This window comes from Mycetocola sp. TRD_SC_2 (genome assembly GCF_055361225.1).
Window position 1 is genome coordinate 243299 of sequence record NZ_CM143954.1, and the last position, 15403, is coordinate 258701.

Here is a 15403-nt window from a genome sequence, read left to right on the forward strand (position 1 = left end):
TTTGGCAGCATCCTAAGTGTTGTGCACGCTCTGCCGGCGGGCGGTCATACTAGCGTCCCCGTTGAGGGTTCCGGATAAGGGTTCGTGTTGAGGGCCAAGAAGTGTGGCATCAGGCCTCGTGAGTACCGAACGTGCGGCCACTCTGAAGTTCCGCATCGCTCGCCCCCAATATCGGAGAGGCTCGATTCCGCATGATCGCAGGGCCGCTCCGTGGTCGATGACGAGTACCGTTACCGCTCCTGCCGCGACAACGCCCCAGCCGAGCCCCACTAGCATGCGCACGGGCGCAGGGGTGGCGCGGAAGCCCACGCGTAGCCGATCGATTTGGAAGCGGATGTGATTACGCTCGTCGTCGGCGATGCGTTGCCCGATGCCACGCAGAACGGGATCGGGCGCATGCTCCGCGATAGCGATGAAGTACCCCATCGCTATGCTCTCGGCGATGAGGAACAAGCCGATTTCTGTGCGCAACCCAAGCAGGTGGCGAAGCTGGCGGAACGCCACGTCGGACCAATGGGATTTGAGCGTCGGAGCGTTCAGGTGCTCCAGTCCGCGCCGAAACAGGGCCGAGTGTTTCTGTTCCTCTCGCACGAGCTGTCCGAGTGCGGTGGCGTAGGTGGGATCGCCGGCTGCGGTTGCCATGGCGAGAATCTGGGCACCATCCCCTCCCTCGCCCAGTTCAAATCGTTGAAACGAGCGTATGAAGGCTTGCCGGGTGTGTCTGGTTACGGTCGTCGGTACCTGCCACGGGATGAGGGCTTCCTGCGCGCGGTGGCGCTCTTCATTGCTTTGGAAGTGCTCGACCCAGCTTTCGAATGAGTTCACCTGATGCCCCGTCGTTCGTTCTCGGCTGTACGTCGCTGGTGGTCACCGGCGTCATCGCCGATATCCACGCGAGTGGTTTCCCCATTCCTACCAGTGCAAACGACATCCGTCCGGAGACGTGTGAACCCAATTCAAGGGGCAGGCACCATCCATGACCGATGACGGTTCCCCACGAATGGTGGCTGAGTCTCATCTAGCTTGGCGGTCGACAATGCTGACGACGACGCTGCCCCGCTTTCTGCCGGTGTCGACATAGCGATGGGCCTCAGCGATGTCGCCCAAACCGAAAGTTCGGTCGATTACGGGCCGCAACGTCCCCGTGGTCGCCAGGTCTGCGACGGCGGCGAGGTGGTCCTTCGTGAATGCCGCGCTGGTAACGATGCGCTTACCGGTTCGGCGCGTTCTCCTGCCCGCGGTGACGATACTCGGCAGGTCGGCCACAATCGCGAGGAGGGTTCCGCCCGGTCGGATCAGTCGTTCCAGTTGCTCAAACGATCGGTTTCCGACGCAGTCGACGATCACGTCATAGGTGGCCGGTTCCTGTGTGATGTCCGTCTCGGTGTAGTCGAGGGCGCGCTCGGCACCGAGGTCACGCACGAGATCCGCGTTGCCGGCGCTGCACATCGCCGTGATCCGAGCTCCTGAGCCGTGGGCGAGTTGTACCGCGGCGGTTCCGACAGCACCGGACCCGCCGATGACGAGGACCGATGGTGTCGTGCCCCACGTCACCTCGGAGAGAAAAGCCGCTGCGGTGACTCCGCCGAACACCAGGGCGGCTGCTTCCTCGAACGACAGTGCGGCCGGCTTCCTGGCGATCGGTGCGTCGTGGTGAACAGCGACGTACTCACCGTGGCCGCCGAAGCTCGAACCGAGCATGGCGATGATCTCGTCGCCGGGACGAAACTCCGTGACATCCGCCCCGACCGCCGCAACGACCCCGGAGATGTCCATTCCCAGGATGCGGTGCCGCGGCGTGAAGAATCCGAGAGTGAGCGAACTCAGCAGTTTCAGTCCGCGCGGCACGTCTTTGGTGCGGGACCGGTGGTCAGCTGCGCTGACGGTGCTGGCCATCACCCGAACGAGCAGTTCATCGCGCCGCACAGCTGGCCGTGGGATTTCCTCCACGCGGATAACATCGGGGCCGCCGAAGCGGCGATACACGGCCGCTCTCATCGCGTCACCCCAGCGCCCGATGCGCGCGGGTCCCGTGCCGCAAGCCTCGCGAGGGCGTCGGTTCTGAAGCCCCGGGTGAGGAGGTAGATGCCCATGCCGAACTCCCAGATGGTCAGGCAGAGTGCGGCGACCCCGGAGATCGGGGATGTCGGTCCCCACAGGCCGAGGAGGACCCCGATGACGCCGATGATGAGGAGCGGGGCGCCGATGAAGCCAAAGATGGGCAAGATTCGCGGCAGGAGCCCGGATCGGAACATCAGTGGGCCGAGAAGGAGTGCATTGATCGCGGGGATCGTTCCCTGCCCCAGAAGCGTGGTCCAGGTGTGTTGAGCGAGCAGGGCCTTGCCGGTGATGATCCCGTCGTCTCCGACGCCCGCCTGCTGGAGCGAGACGACCGACATGAGGGCGACCACCCCGGCAAAGATGGCGGCCGCTTCGAGAATGCGCATGGCAACGAAGGCGAGAGCGAGTCCCTCGTTTTGTCGTTTGACGACGGGATAGAGGGCGACGGCGGTGCCGATACAGGCGAGGGCGACGATCACTTCGAGGATGCCACCGAGAACGATCCCGGTGTTCGGTGCGGTTCCCGCGATGAAGTCCCAAGCGGGTGAGGTGTACGGCGTACACCTTGCGTCAAACGGTAGGGTGTACTTTGTACACTTGTCAAGAGCCTGCGGGCGTTCGTTCGGGAGCAGAGAGATGACGCCGCAAAAGGAGGCATCCGGTCGGGCGCGGTTGAACCGCGGTCGCGTGCTGGAGACAGCGGTCGCGCTCGCCGACGAGATCGGCATCGACGCGCTGAGCATGCGCCGACTTGCTCAGGAGCTCGACGTCGTTCCGATGGCGCTCTACAAACACGTCGCAGACAAAGAGGGTCTCGTCGACGGGATGGTTGAAACGATCATCCGGGAAATCGATCCGCCGGCGACCGAGGCCGACTGGAAAAGCACGATCCGGCAACGAGTGCTGTCGGCCAGGAGCGCGCTCCAGCGCCACCCGTGGGCGCGGCAGGCAATCGAATCGCGCACGAGCCCGACTCCCGCCGTCCTGGAGTATCAAGACTCCATCGCCGGGATCTTCCTTTCCGGCGGTTTCACTGCAGACCTGGCCCACCACGTCATGCATGTGCTCGGCGGCCGGATGTGGGGGTTCACCCAGGAGCTATTCGATCAGGCCCCCGATTCGAAGTCCGAACCGAAGCAGCCCAGCCCGGAGGAGCAGGCCGCCATGTTCGCGCACATGATGGAGTACTACCCGAATATCGTCACGGTCGCCACGGCGACACCACACGATGGAGGGTCAGTCGTCGGGCGCGGCTGCGATGACCAGTTCGAGTTCGAGTTTGCGCTCGACCTGCTCCTCGACGGATTCGAGCAGCGTCAGCTGCAGGGCTGGACATCTCTCTGAAGGTGACCGCGGCGGCCGATACTCAGCCCGCGAACTCGCGCACCGGCATCCCGCGCACGCCCACTTTCACCGAGAAGAGCGACCCGGCGAGGGGGTCATCGCCCGGCTCGAGGTTCTCCCTCGATGTGGTGATGAACAACTCGTCGAGGTTCGCCCCACCGAGTGTGCACGCCGTCACCTGGCGGGCGCCGACCTCGATCACCTCATCGAGGCGGCCGTCGGGCCGGTAACGGCGGACCTCCCCTGATCCGTTCATCGCCACCCACACCCCGCCATCGGCGTCGATGTTCAGGCCGTCGGGGCTTTCGTCGTTCTCCATCGCGACGAAGGTGCGTCGGCCGGTGAGCCCGGCATCCCGGTCGTAATCAAAAAGCTGGATGCTGTGAGTCGCCGTGTCGTTGTAGTACGCGAGCGATCCGTCCGGGCTCCAGTCGATACCGTTCGACACCGTGACACCCTCGAGCACCGGACGCACAGTTCGGTCGGCGTCAAGCCGGTACACGGTTGCTGCCCGCTCGCGCTGGTCGTAGGCCATCGATCCGCAGTAGAAGCGGCCATCGGGGTCGCATCCGCCCTCATTCATGCGGATGCTCGAATCGGTCCAGATCTCGTGCAGGGGAGTAATCGAACCATTGGGATTCTCAAGAGCGAACCCGCGCTCGAGCGCGATTACTGCGCCGCCTCCGCGACGCGGTCGCAATGCGGCGGCGGTCGTGCCGACGTGGCGGCGGACGACGCCACCGGCATCCGTCAGCGAGAGGATGTCACCGGCGAGCATGTCGACCCACCGGAGGCCGCCCCACGCGGCAGACCAGACGGGACCTTCGGCGTGATAGGCCACCGGATCGGTGAGTTGTTCCGCTCTCATGTGCGTCCTTTCATCGTTCGTGCCCGGAGCGTCGATGCTACAACGACCGGTGCACGAGTTGCCCGGTCTCACGAGTGCCAGCGCCCGAGAACCCGCGAAACCGGGCAACTCGCGAACCACCCGCCCTTGTCAATGCCCGGCGGGTCCGAGGTGCCCCACTTAGTGTGGGGACGATGTCGATTTCGCTGCAAGACCCCGCCCTTACCCTCCCGACCCCTCCTGACGACGGCTTCGTCCGCGTCCGCGGCGCTCGCGAGAACAACCTCCAGGATGTCGACGTCGACGTGCCCCGCGGCAGCATCGTCGCGTTCACCGGTGTCTCCGGCTCCGGCAAGTCCTCGCTCGCGTTCGGCACGATCTTCGCGGAGGCACAACGTCGGTTCCTCGAATCCGTCGCCCCGTACGCGCGCCGCCTTATCGCCCAGGGAAACACGCCGCACGTCGACTCGATTACCGGCCTGCCGCCGGCCGTCGCCCTGCAGCAGCGCCGGGGTGCCCCGAGCTCCCGCTCCACCGTCGGCACGCTCACGACCCTGTCGAATTCGATGCGGATGCTGTTCTCCCGCGCGGGAACCTACCCGGCCGGTGCCGCCAGGCTCGAGTCCGACTCCTTCTCGTCGAACACCGCCATCGGAGCGTGCCCCCGCTGCCACGGCCTCGGCATCGCCCACACAGTGACCGAGTCGTCTGCCGTGCACGACCCGTCGCTGAGCATCCGCGACGGCGCCATCACCGCGTGGCCAGGCGCATGGCAGGGCAAGAACCTCCGCGACGTCGTCGCCGAGCTCGGCCACGACATCGACTCGCCCTGGCGCGACCTCCCGAAGGCCTCGCGCGACTGGCTCATCTCCACCGACGAACAGCCCGTCGTCGAGGTCACACCCCAGAGAGACCGTGTCGCCAAGCCGTACAAGGGCCGGTTCTGGAGCGCCAAGAGCTACATCCTCCACACCCTCGCCGACTCGAAGAGTGAGATGGCGCGCAAGCGCGCACTCCGCTTCGTCGACACCGGGCCGTGTGACCTGTGCGGCGGCAGCGGCCACACCCAGGCGGCGCTCGCCGTCACCTTCGCCGGGCACACGATCGCCGACCTCAACGGGATGCCGCTGGCCGACCTCGCAGAAATCCTCCGGCCCACCGCCGAGCTGGCGACAGCGACCGCCGCCGTCTCGTCCGCATCATCGGGCGAGGTGACCGAAGTCGCCGTGACCATCGCCGCAGACCTCCTCGCCCGAATCGACGTGCTCAGCGGACTCGGGCTCGGCTACCTCAGCCTCGCCCGCAAGACACCGACGCTCTCGCCGGGCGAAATGCAGCGTCTCCGCATCGCCACCCAATTGCGCTCAGGGCTGTTCGGCGTTGTCTATGTTCTCGACGAACCGTCCGCCGGGCTCCATCCCGCCGACGCCGAACCTCTCCTCGTCGTCCTCGAACAGTTGAAAGCATCCGGCAACACCGTCTTCGTCGTCGAACACAACATGGACGTCGTCCGCAACGCCGACTGGCTCGTCGACGTCGGCCCGCGCGCAGGCTCCGGTGGCGGGGCCGTTCTCTACAGTGGCCCCGTTGCCGGACTCGCCGACGTGGAGGCATCCGTCACCCGGCCGTTCCTCGAGCGCGACCCTGACATCCGGCCCGGGCGTCCGGTCCCGCGAGCGGCGGCGGGCTGCCTCGAACTCACGGGCGTCACCCGGCACAATCTGCGCGACCTCAACGTGGAGGTTCCGCTCGGTGTGCTCACCGTCGTGACCGGCGTCTCCGGCTCGGGCAAGTCCACGCTCGTGAGCCGCGTCCTCGCCGACGCCGTGCGGGAGGGGCTGCGCGACCGCGGTTCTCACGCACCCGTTGAGCCCGAGACCGACGCCGACGGAACCGAGCCGGCGGAAACCGAAGAGACCATCGTCGCCAACGTGGCTGGCCTCGAGACCGTCGACCGCCTCGTGCGCGTCGACCAGCGGCCGATCGGCCGCACTCCCCGCTCCAATCTCGCCACCTATACGGGCCTGTTCGACGCGGTCCGTTCCACCTTCGCGGCGACACCGGATGCCGTCACGCGCGGCTACGACGCCGGCCGGTTCTCGTTCAACGTGGCCGGCGGGCGCTGCGACACGTGCCTGGGCGAGGGCTTCGTCACCGTCGAACTGCTCTTTCTGCCCGGCAGCTACGCGGCATGCCCGACCTGCGACGGAGCGCGATACAACGCCGAGACGCTGGAGATCCTCTATCGGGGCAAGACGATCGCCGATGTGCTCGCGATGACGGTGGAGACCGCCGCCGGGTTCCTCGCGGATGTACCTGCCGCTGCTCGCAGCCTCGCCACGCTCGGCGACGTCGGACTGGGCTACCTGCGCCTCGGGCAGCCGGCGACCGAACTGTCTGGCGGAGAGGCACAGCGGATCAAGCTCGCCACCGAACTGCAGCGGGCTCGCCGCGGTCACACCCTGTATCTGCTCGATGAGCCGACGACGGGGCTGCACCCCGCCGACGTCCGGCTGCTGATGACACAGCTGAACCGGCTCGTCGACGCCGGCAACACGGTGGTCCTCGTCGAGCACGACATGGACGTGGCAGCCGCTGCCGACTGGATCATCGATATGGGTCCGTCAGGCGGTGACGCCGGTGGGCGCATCCTCGCCGCAGGGATCCCCGCGACGGTGGCGGAGCATCCGGAAAGCCGGACGGCGCCGTATCTCGCCGCCCGGCTCGCCGAATTCGCGGACTGAAACCGGCCTCTAGAAGAGGTCGGGTGAAGGGGTGGAGGAGTGACGGATCGACACGTCGGCGTGACGGTCGAACCGGTAGCCGACACCGCGAACGGTGCGCACGATGTCTTCGTAGCGTCCGAGCTTGGCGCGAAGGCGACGGACGTGGACGTCGATGGTGCGCTCGTTCGGCACCTCGTCTTCGTCGCCGGCCTTCCACAGTGAGGAGATGAGCTCGGTGCGGTCGATCGTGCGGCCCTCACGCAGTACGAGGTACTGCAGCAGCTCGAACTCCTTGAAGGTGAGGCCGACGGGCTCGTTGTCGAGCACGAGGCGCTTGCGCGAGATGTCGATGACGACGCCGGCGTGTGCGCGGTCGAGTTCCTCGTCTTCCTCGACCTGGCGGTGCTTGGCGAGGGCGGACGGGTCCTGAAGCGCGAGCCGCACGACGTCGACGTCACGACCGCCTGCGCCCTCCGGGGCGAGTGCCACAGCGGCGTAGGTCTCTGATTCGGGGGCGAGCTCGGCGGTCAGAGCCTTGAGCGCCTGGACGATGGCGCCGAGGTTGGTGCCTGCCGCTGCGGCCTTGGCGTCATCGATGCCGACGTAGAGCACGAAGCCCCGGGCTTCGGTGCCTGCCGGGACGGCGCGGAGGCGAGGCCCTGAGCTCTGGTCTGGTGCTGCGGTGGGCGCGGTTGCGGGGGCGGCGGAGGGAGCGAAAGTTGCGTGTGCGAGTGACATGTCGAAAGTTCCTTTGACGATGATGCATGTGTGTCGAACCGCGGCCAGAAAGGTACGACGGATGCCGGTATGTCGGCGGCGGTTCGGAATGTGGCCTGTGCGTGGCCGGGTACGAATGCGGTGTGTGGCATCCGGGACGCGAGCGGCGACGAGGTGTGTCGGCGGGCGCGGGGCGACGGGTTACGCGGTTAGCGACACATTCGACAACACATGACTGCGCTGCCGGCCATCATCATGCCGGCAGTTCCACGAGGCTCGAAGGAGCTCAGGGGACGCGCGTTATCAGTCATGTCGATGAGTTAACCCCACGGCGTCGCAGTGTGTCAAATCTTTGCACCGCATGACGAATTATCTCGGGATTTCGAAGGTTCTGCGGAGAAACTGGGATTACTGCGGCGATTCTTCTCCGCAACGAACGGTGTGCGCCCATCAACGCAAGGACCTGCGTTACGTTTTTGCTCGGTCAGTTCTGGCTGGAGAAGCTCGTTGCTCGGTCACTTCTGGTCGTTCGTCGCGACGAGATGCGACCAAAACCGGCCGAGCAAGACGGATGCTGCGACATTCGTCCCGCGGAGCGTACGACAACGAAGCGGGCGACGCGATTGCGTGCCGAGGGTGTGGTCGGGCGCCCATGGGCGCCGGTGCGCAACCGCGCCGCCCACGTGGACGGAAAGCCTACGAAAGCGAAGAGCTAGACGAGCCCGTACAGGCGGTCGCCGGCGTCACCGAGGCCGGGCACGATGTACCCGTTCTCGTCGAGACGCTCATCCATCGCGCCGAGCACGATGGTGACGTCGCGGCCTTCCGTCGTCTTCTCCAGTGCGGCGATGCCCTCGGGCGCTGCGAGCAGACAGATCGCGGTGACGTCGACGGCACCCCGGTCGAACAGGAACTCGATCGCGGCACCGAGCGAGCCGCCGGTGGCGAGCATCGGGTCGAGAACAAAGCACTGCCGATCCGAGAGGTCGTCTGGCAAGCGCTCGGCATACGTCGTCGGCTCGAGCGTCTCTTCGTTGCGGACCATGCCGAGGAACCCGACCTCAGCGGTCGGGAGCAGCTTGACCATGCCCTCGAGCATGCCGAGTCCGGCACGAAGAATGGGCACGACGAGGGGGCGCGGCTGGCTGATCGCGAGACCGGTGGTCGAGGTGACCGGGGTCTCGATGTCGACCGTCTCGGTCCGCACATTGCGTGTCGCCTCGTAGGCGAGCAGGGTGACGAGCTCCTCGGTGAGGGCGCGGAACACCGGAGACGGGGTCGTCCGATCACGCAACACGGTGAGTTTGTGGGTGATCAGGGGGTGGTCGGCTACGTGCACTCGCATGCTCCAAACCTACCGCCTGCCGGTCGTCTTCCGGACGGCGGAACTTCTCCCCAGCGCAGCGAGCCCCGGATCGGTACTGTTTTCTCACCCGAAGAAATCGAGGATTCTGTGCCCGACTCCGATGCTCCCGCCCTGCATGCCGTTCTCGCCGATCTCTCCACCGAGCGTGTGAACGAGAAATACGCCGACCTCGACCTCCTCTCGACTCGGGAACTCGTCGCCGCAATGAACTCGGAAGACGCGCAGGTCGCCCCGGCTGTCGCGCTCGTCACGGAGGCCATCGCAACCGCCGTCGACAACATCTCCGAGCGGATGCTTTCAGGCGGCCGCCTGATCTACCTCGGTGCCGGCACACCGGGGCGCCTGGGGGTGCTCGACGCGAGTGAGGCACCTCCCACATTCGGTATCGATCCCGGTCGCATCGTCGGAGTCATCGCCGGTGGTCCGACCGCACTCGTGGCGGCCGTCGAAGGCGCCGAGGATGATGCGGACGCCGGCGTCGCCGACGTCGTGAACCTGTCCGTGGGCCCGGACGACAGCGTCGTCGGCATCTCGGCGTCAGGACGCACGCCGTACGTGCTCTCGGCTATCGCGGAGGCGAGGCGCCGCGGGGCGTTCACCGCCGGAGTCGCGTGCAACGCGGCATCCGCTCTCGGGGCGGCAGCCGAGGTCGGCATCGACGTCGTCGTCGGGCCCGAACTCCTCACTGGCTCGACCCGGCTCAAGGCGGGCACCGCGCAAAAGATGGTGCTCAACATGCTGAGCACGCTGACAATGGTGCGGCTCGGCAAGACCTGGGGCAACCTCATGGTCGACCTCAAGGCGAGCAACGAAAAACTCATCGCCCGCTCGGAGCGCACCGTCATGCTCGCTACCGGTGTCGATGCCGCAACCGCCTCGCGAACGCTTGCCACAGTCGGAGGATCGGTGAAGGCGGCGATCCTCGTGGAACTCGCGGGGATCCGCCCGGCGGCGGCAGAAGTGCTTCTCGCGCAGCACGACGGATTCCTCCGGCGGGCACTCGAGTCGGCACCGGCCGCTGAAAGCTGACGCATCGGCGGCGTCCAATAGGCTTTCGGCAGAACAGGAGGCCCAGGATGCCGCTCCCCGTCGATCCCGTCGATCGCACCTGGATGCTCCGCGCCCTCGACCAGGCCAACGAGGCGCTCAAGACGGAGGACGTTCCCGTCGGTGCCGTCGTCGTCGCGTCGGACGGTTCGCTTCTCGCGACAGGCCTCAATGCGCGCGAAGCGAGGCAGGACCCGACCGCCCACGCGGAGGTCGAGGCCATCAGGGCCGCAGCTGCGGCATCCGGCGACTGGCATCTCACTGATGTGACCCTGTATGTCACCCTCGAACCCTGCGTCATGTGCGCGGGTGCGATCCTCGCCGCGCGCATCCCGAGAGTCGTGTTCGGTGCATGGGATGAGAAAGCGGGCGCCGCGGGAAGCGTCTACGACGTGTTGCGTGACCGGAGGCTCAACCACCGGGTCGAGGTCATCGCCGGTGTCGAAGCGGATGCCTGCGCGACCGTTCTCACCGATTTCTTCCGTTCGGCAGAACGGTCGCGCTGAGCGGCGCATCCACGAGTCAGCGCACGATGACCGTCGGTGCGACGAGCCGCGCGAGGATGCCGTGACTCACCGACCCGAGAAGGAACCGGGCGACCGCTCCGCGACCGTGGCTGCCGACGACGATGAGCGACGCGCGTTCGGCGGCATCCGACAGGACGGTGATCGGGTCGCCCTCCGTGACGATCCGGCGAACCGGAACAGTGGGGTGGGTGCCCATCACGCCGTCGAGAGCGCGAGTCAGCGTTTCGTTGCCGATCTGGGTGAGGTCTTCGACGTACTCGACCGGGAACGCGAGGTCGTAGCCGTAGACGACCGGGTTCGGCCACGCGTTCACCGCGATGAGCGGTTCCCGGAGACGGTCGGCTTCGTCAGCGGCGAAGACGAGGGCGTGCTCCGAGATCGGTGACCCGTCGACGCCGACGACGACCCCCTCCCGGCCGGTGAGGTCAATCATCGGGATCACGGCGACCGGTGTCGTGCTCGCCGCCGCGATGCGGAATCCGCGGTTGCCGTGCCTGCGCGAACTGTCGTCCCCGTCTGAATCGCTGCCGACGACGACTATCTCGGCGTCCTGCGACAACCGGATCAGCTCGGCCTGCGGTTCGCCCTCGAGGGTTTCGGCGGTGACCGAGATGCCGGGAGCCACTGTGTTGGCAAGTTCTGCCGCCGTTGCGAGCATCTGCTCGATGTCGGAACGCGCTGCTTCGAGCAGCCCTGCGTTGCCTGCGCGCCGCATCCCCTCGTCGACGATGTGAACCAGATGGAGTGAGAGCCCTCTCGCCTGAGCCCGTTCCGCGGCCCAGCGCACCGCCGTTCGTCCGGTGTCGAAACTCCTGACACCAACCAGCATTCGTGTCGACATGGGGTCCTCGCTCTCGTTTAGGTCGCTTTCTTCGCTGCGGCCTTCGCCGCACGCTTCGTCTCCCGCACTCGGGTGAGGGAATCGGCGTCGACGATGTCGGCCACCGATCGGTAGCTGCCATCGTCGCCATACGAACCGGCCGCCTCACGCCAACCGGCGCCGGTGAAGCCATACTGTTTTCCCAGAAGTGCCACGAAGATCCGGGCCTTCTGCTCGCCGAAGCCAGGAAGAGCAAGGAGCCGCCGGTACACCTCGTGACCGTACGGCTCGCCGGTCGTCCACAGCGCGGATGCGTCCCCGTCCGAGTTCTCGACGAGACTCTGGCACAGCGTCTGGATGCGTGCGGCCATGCTCCCCGGATACCGGTGCACAGCGGGGGGAGTGCGGCAGATCTCGACGAAAGCCTCGGGGTCCTGGGCGGCGATCGTCCGCGCGTCGAAGGCCCCGAGGCGGTCGCGGATCTTCGCCGGGCCGGCGAAGGCGGTCTCCATCGGCACCTGCTGGTCGAGGAGCATTCCGACGAGCAGCGCCAGGGGATCCGTCGAGAGCAGGTCGTCTGCGGCGGGTTCTCCGGTGATGTTCAGCTGCGGCGTCATGCCTCATGCCTACCACGCTGCCGGGGTAAGCACGAGTCTCCCCGTGCGGGCGAGGCTCAGGAAGCGGTCGGTTCGACGTGTGCCGAGTAGATGTACGGGCTCAACGGATTCGACGGGCTCACGTCGAGGAGCGACTGCACTCCGTCGAGGGGGAGCCCGAGTGGTGCCTCCAGCACGGCACCGGGGGCGCGTGATGCGAGGGCGGCACCGAGTGCTTCCCGCAGAGGGACTGCGTGCGTCGCGAGCGCGCCGACGGCTCCGACCCGAGCCGGTGTGCCCGCTTCCCAGCCGACGCGGGCGAGGGCGCTCGCCGCCGAGTGGGCGAGTTCGTGCGCTGCCGCCGTGACGATTCCGCAGGCGGCTTCGTCTCCGCTCGTCGCGGCAGCCACGACGTCCCGGCAAAAGGATCCGATGCGGGACACCCGCATCGGATCGGCCTGGAGCACCATGTAGAGCTCGTCGAGCGGACCGAACCGGGCAATTGCGGTCGCTTCGAGAGTTGTGTGGGGTGAGCGCCCGTCGAACGCCCGGAGGGCGGCGTCGAGGCCTGCCCGGCCGATCCAATATCCGCTTCCCGCGTCACCGAGGAGGGAACCCCAGCCGTCGACCTTTGCGACGCTGGATTCCGAGAGTGCGAGAACGACGACCCCGGTCCCCACCGCGAGCATCACACCAGAAGCGGTGCCGTTGGCTGCGAGGTACCCGGTGATCGAGTCGTGGGCGAGCGCAACGCGCTGCACGCCGATCGATCGGGTGGCGGCGAGGAGGGCGTCCGGGTTCGCGGCGGCCGGGGTGAGCCCGGAGGTGCCGACGGCGAGTTCGTCGATACGTGAACCGGTGGTCCGGGCAAGCTGCAGCGCGAGGTCGGTGACCTGGTCGACGACGGAGCGGTCGGTGAGAACGCCTGCACCCTCGGTTTCGGCAAGCACGCCGCTCACATCACTGAGGCGCAGGCGCGTGCCGGTTTGGCCGCCGTCGATCGAGAGGCGGGTGGGGGAGGGTGGTGTCATGGGAGTTTCCGGGATCAGGCGAACGTGACGGAGCGCAGCGAGCGGGGGGAGAGTCGGTCCTGCAGCACGAGTGTCGCGGCTCCGAGCGCCGCGGCATCGTTCCCATTCACCGACATCCGCACTTCGACCCCGTGGATGCCTCTCGCGAGGGTTCTCTCCGAGAGGATGCGCGAAATGATCTGCACGTAAGTCGACCCTGCGGTGGAGAAAGCACTGCCGGCCAGCACGATCAGCTGCAGGTCGAGGAGGTTCACCATCGAGACGAGCGCCGTGGCAAGGTATTCGGCCGATTCTTCGATGAGCGCTCGTGCGGAACTGTCGCCCTTCTCCGCAGCGCTGCCGATCGTCGCGAAGTCGACCGAGATCCTGCCGGTGAGCGGCACGTCCAGGGTGCCGTTTGCGACGGCATCCACCGCCTTCTCAACGACAGCGCGTGGGCCCGCATACAGTTCCAGGCAGCCAATGTTGCCGCAGGGGCAGGCGAGTCCCTTCGCATCGACCGTGATGTGACCGATCTCCCCGACGTTCGACGAGACGCCGTGGTAGATCGTTCCGTCGATCACGATGCCCGTTCCGATTCCCGAGCCCATGTAGACAGATGCGTAGGTGCCGTAGCCTTCGGTCGCCCCGAGCCAATACTCACCGATCGCCGCTGCGGTCGCATCGTTGTCGAACTCGCACTGCAGACCGGTGCTCGTCGCGAGGGCCCTGCGGATCGGGAAGTCGCTCCAGCCCACGAGCGACGGAACCCCGCGAACGGTGCCGTTCTCCCGGTCGATCGGGCCGGGGATAGCGAGACCCATGCCGACGATCGACGCGCGGTCAAGATCGAGACCGATGATGAGCGACTCGATGTCGTCGGACATGCGACCGACGACGGTGATCGGGGAAGCGTCGCCAGGGCCATCGACGCGTGTGCGTCCGACGACCGTACCGCCGAGGTCGGCGACGACGTAGGTGATGTAGTCCTGCCCGACATGCACGCCGATGGCGAGGCGGGAGGCTGGATTGATCTCGAGGCGCATGCGCGGCTTGCCGCCGGTGGACTCACCACGACCGGTCTCGCTGATGACGCCATCGGCGAGTAGTTCACGCACGACGGTCGAGATCGTCGCCTGGGTGAGTCCGGTCAGCTCGGCCAACTCCACGCGGCTGATCGGGCCGGCAGAACGGATGAGGTCGAGTGTCTTGCCTTTCGACGAGGCGCGACGGCGATTTTTGTCGGTCATAGAAGGATGGTAACTTAAACCGCTTAATAAAGTGAGTGAAGAAAGCGGGATGTTCCCTCTGCCGATGACTGACATCCTACTCGCGTCAGAGGCTCCAGTTGAAGACATACGTCAGTGGGCCAGGCGCGCGTGACGCGAGCGAGTCGAAGGCGCGCTGTGCGTGGGTGGGGGAGATCGTCTCGCTCAGCCCGTCGACCGTGACATCGCCGGTCGCAAGCCAGTTGAGTGCGAGACGGAAGTTGGACAGCACGCTCCCCTGGCGAAAATCACTGGGTGTGACGGGCAACTGCCATTCCCAGCCGCTGCGAACGTGAAGGTAGCGGTGAAAGATCAGTGTCAGGAGTTCGTGAGCGGACGCATCCGTTCGTTTCGCCCACGGGGTACCGGTCAGGACGAGTTCGCCATTTTTGGCCACCACGCCGGCCGCTTGAACCGTGGCGCCGTCATGACCTGACGCATCGACGACGAGTTCAAACACGTCATCGGGGTCATCAAGCACGGGCGCGGCAAGCACCCGGATGCCGTCACTCAGCCCTTCCCTTCGCTCAGCCACCGGGTCCCAGGCGGTCACGCGGTATCCGCTGGCAGAAAAGGCCTTCGCGCCGAGATGTCCGACCAGCCCGAGGCCGACGATGCCAACGCGATCACCGGGCCGCGCTCGCGTGGTGATGAGAGCAGCAGCAGGAACGGCAATGAGCCGCGCATAGACGGCAATTTCGGGAGCGAGCCCGGCCGGAAGTTCAACAACCCGATCTTCATGCTCGCGCTGCTGTGACTGATGAGGGCCGGTTGAGAAAACACGCGACCCCACAGAGTGACGGGTGACCTTGCTCCCGATCTCCTCGATCTCGAAAACAGCGGCATAGCCAATCGACTTCGGGTAATCGACAGCGCTGGCATCGGCCGGAGCGAAGGCACTCGCGAGTTCGGTGCCGGGGCTGATGAGGGTGACGAGCGTCCTGCCCCTAACCTCGTACTCGCCGAGAGGGGAATCGTCGTCGACCTCGACAAGTGCGACCGTCTTCTCCTGGGTGACCTGCATGCTCTGCATCGCGCTGGTGCTCTCTTTCTCTCCGTCTCGACGTTCGCCGA

At 66.4% G+C, this 15403-nt stretch carries 15 protein-coding genes; 5 read left to right on the forward strand and 10 right to left on the reverse strand.

Annotated elements, in window-relative coordinates; genetic code table 11:
• The first annotated feature begins 336 nt into the window (after positions 1-336).
• Positions 337-819, forward strand: a complete 483-nt coding sequence (locus tag ACWA1Q_RS01290) for a hypothetical protein (protein ID WP_463758873.1) — start codon at positions 337-339, stop codon at positions 817-819.
• A 195-nt stretch (positions 820-1014) separates the two neighbouring features.
• Here the strand turns inward: ACWA1Q_RS01290 and ACWA1Q_RS01295 are convergent, their stop codons facing one another.
• Both ACWA1Q_RS01295 and ACWA1Q_RS01300 read right to left on the reverse strand, forming a co-directional pair.
• Positions 1015-1950, reverse strand: a complete 936-nt coding sequence (locus tag ACWA1Q_RS01295; RefSeq protein WP_463758875.1) for an NAD(P)-dependent alcohol dehydrogenase — start codon at positions 1948-1950, stop codon at positions 1015-1017.
• Positions 1951-1994: 44 nt separating this feature from the next.
• On the reverse strand, positions 1995-2540 hold the full coding sequence (locus tag ACWA1Q_RS01300) for a DUF4386 domain-containing protein (RefSeq protein WP_463758877.1): 546 nt from the start codon (positions 2538-2540) through the stop codon (positions 1995-1997).
• Between the two features lie 157 nt (positions 2541-2697).
• Between ACWA1Q_RS01300 and ACWA1Q_RS01305 the strand changes: the two genes are divergently transcribed.
• Positions 2698-3405 carry a TetR/AcrR family transcriptional regulator gene (locus ACWA1Q_RS01305; RefSeq protein ID WP_463758879.1) on the forward strand — a complete coding sequence of 236 codons (708 nt, stop codon included), beginning with the start codon at positions 2698-2700 and terminating at the stop codon, positions 3403-3405.
• 22 nt (positions 3406-3427) lie between these two features.
• Here the strand turns inward: ACWA1Q_RS01305 and ACWA1Q_RS01310 are convergent, their stop codons facing one another.
• Positions 3428-4273 carry an SMP-30/gluconolactonase/LRE family protein gene (locus ACWA1Q_RS01310; RefSeq protein WP_463758881.1) on the reverse strand — a complete coding sequence of 282 codons (846 nt, stop codon included), beginning with the start codon at positions 4271-4273 and terminating at the stop codon, positions 3428-3430.
• 173 nt (positions 4274-4446) lie between these two features.
• Here ACWA1Q_RS01310 and ACWA1Q_RS01315 point away from each other — a divergent pair, with 173 nt between their 5' ends.
• The gene (locus tag ACWA1Q_RS01315) at positions 4447-6996 is read left to right on the forward strand and encodes an excinuclease ABC subunit UvrA (RefSeq protein WP_463758882.1); all 2550 of its coding nucleotides are present in this window, start codon (positions 4447-4449) and stop codon (positions 6994-6996) included.
• A 9-nt stretch (positions 6997-7005) separates the two neighbouring features.
• On the opposite strand, the gene ACWA1Q_RS01320 is transcribed toward ACWA1Q_RS01315, so the two are convergent.
• Both ACWA1Q_RS01320 and upp read right to left on the reverse strand, forming a co-directional pair.
• Positions 7006-7716, reverse strand: coding sequence for a winged helix-turn-helix domain-containing protein (locus ACWA1Q_RS01320; RefSeq protein ID WP_463758884.1), 711 nt, complete (start codon positions 7714-7716; stop codon positions 7006-7008).
• 691 nt (positions 7717-8407) lie between these two features.
• Positions 8408-9040 carry a uracil phosphoribosyltransferase gene (upp, locus tag ACWA1Q_RS01325; protein ID WP_463758886.1) on the reverse strand — a complete coding sequence of 211 codons (633 nt, stop codon included), beginning with the start codon at positions 9038-9040 and terminating at the stop codon, positions 8408-8410.
• A gap of 108 nt (positions 9041-9148) precedes the next feature.
• Between upp and murQ the strand changes: the two genes are divergently transcribed.
• A complete protein-coding gene (gene murQ / locus ACWA1Q_RS01330; RefSeq protein WP_463758888.1) occupies positions 9149-10090 on the forward strand; it encodes an N-acetylmuramic acid 6-phosphate etherase in 942 nt (313 codons plus the stop codon).
• Positions 10091-10137: 47 nt separating this feature from the next.
• Positions 10138-10614 (forward strand): tRNA adenosine(34) deaminase TadA, encoded by a 477-nt coding sequence (gene tadA, locus ACWA1Q_RS01335; RefSeq protein ID WP_463758890.1) that lies wholly within the window; start codon positions 10138-10140, stop codon positions 10612-10614.
• Between the two features lie 16 nt (positions 10615-10630).
• On the opposite strand, the gene ACWA1Q_RS01340 is transcribed toward tadA, so the two are convergent.
• From ACWA1Q_RS01340 to ACWA1Q_RS01360, 5 genes are all read right to left on the reverse strand, one after another.
• A complete protein-coding gene (locus ACWA1Q_RS01340; protein ID WP_463758892.1) occupies positions 10631-11476 on the reverse strand; it encodes a universal stress protein in 846 nt (281 codons plus the stop codon).
• A 17-nt stretch (positions 11477-11493) separates the two neighbouring features.
• Positions 11494-12072 carry an HhH-GPD-type base excision DNA repair protein gene (locus ACWA1Q_RS01345; protein ID WP_463758894.1) on the reverse strand — a complete coding sequence of 193 codons (579 nt, stop codon included), beginning with the start codon at positions 12070-12072 and terminating at the stop codon, positions 11494-11496.
• A 56-nt stretch (positions 12073-12128) separates the two neighbouring features.
• Positions 12129-13082, reverse strand: a complete 954-nt coding sequence (locus tag ACWA1Q_RS01350) for an N-acetylglucosamine kinase (RefSeq protein WP_463758896.1) — start codon at positions 13080-13082, stop codon at positions 12129-12131.
• 14 nt (positions 13083-13096) lie between these two features.
• The gene (locus ACWA1Q_RS01355) at positions 13097-14311 is read right to left on the reverse strand and encodes an ROK family transcriptional regulator (RefSeq protein ID WP_463758897.1); all 1215 of its coding nucleotides are present in this window, start codon (positions 14309-14311) and stop codon (positions 13097-13099) included.
• Between the two features lie 85 nt (positions 14312-14396).
• Positions 14397-15362, reverse strand: coding sequence for an MDR/zinc-dependent alcohol dehydrogenase-like family protein (locus tag ACWA1Q_RS01360; protein WP_463758899.1), 966 nt, complete (start codon positions 15360-15362; stop codon positions 14397-14399).
• Positions 15363-15403 lie beyond the last annotated feature (41 nt).

Excerpts from the sequence above, each read along its gene's own strand:
- ACWA1Q_RS01305 (WP_463758879.1), top strand. The coding sequence starts at position 2,698 with ATGACGCCGCAAAAGGAGGCATCCGGTCGGGCGCGGTTGAACCGCGGT.
- ACWA1Q_RS01310 (WP_463758881.1), bottom strand. The coding sequence starts at position 4,273 with ATGAGAGCGGAACAACTCACCGATCCGGTGGCCTATCACGCCGAAGGT.
- ACWA1Q_RS01315 (WP_463758882.1), top strand. The coding sequence starts at position 4,447 with ATGTCGATTTCGCTGCAAGACCCCGCCCTTACCCTCCCGACCCCTCCT.
- ACWA1Q_RS01320 (WP_463758884.1), bottom strand. The coding sequence starts at position 7,716 with ATGTCACTCGCACACGCAACTTTCGCTCCCTCCGCCGCCCCCGCAACC.
- upp (WP_463758886.1), bottom strand. The coding sequence starts at position 9,040 with ATGCGAGTGCACGTAGCCGACCACCCCCTGATCACCCACAAACTCACC.
- tadA (WP_463758890.1), top strand. The coding sequence starts at position 10,138 with ATGCCGCTCCCCGTCGATCCCGTCGATCGCACCTGGATGCTCCGCGCC.
- ACWA1Q_RS01340 (WP_463758892.1), bottom strand. The coding sequence starts at position 11,476 with ATGTCGACACGAATGCTGGTTGGTGTCAGGAGTTTCGACACCGGACGA.
- ACWA1Q_RS01345 (WP_463758894.1), bottom strand. The coding sequence starts at position 12,072 with ATGACGCCGCAGCTGAACATCACCGGAGAACCCGCCGCAGACGACCTG.
- ACWA1Q_RS01350 (WP_463758896.1), bottom strand. The coding sequence starts at position 13,082 with ATGACACCACCCTCCCCCACCCGCCTCTCGATCGACGGCGGCCAAACC.
- ACWA1Q_RS01355 (WP_463758897.1), bottom strand. The coding sequence starts at position 14,311 with ATGACCGACAAAAATCGCCGTCGCGCCTCGTCGAAAGGCAAGACACTC.
- ACWA1Q_RS01360 (WP_463758899.1), bottom strand. The coding sequence starts at position 15,362 with ATGCAGAGCATGCAGGTCACCCAGGAGAAGACGGTCGCACTTGTCGAG.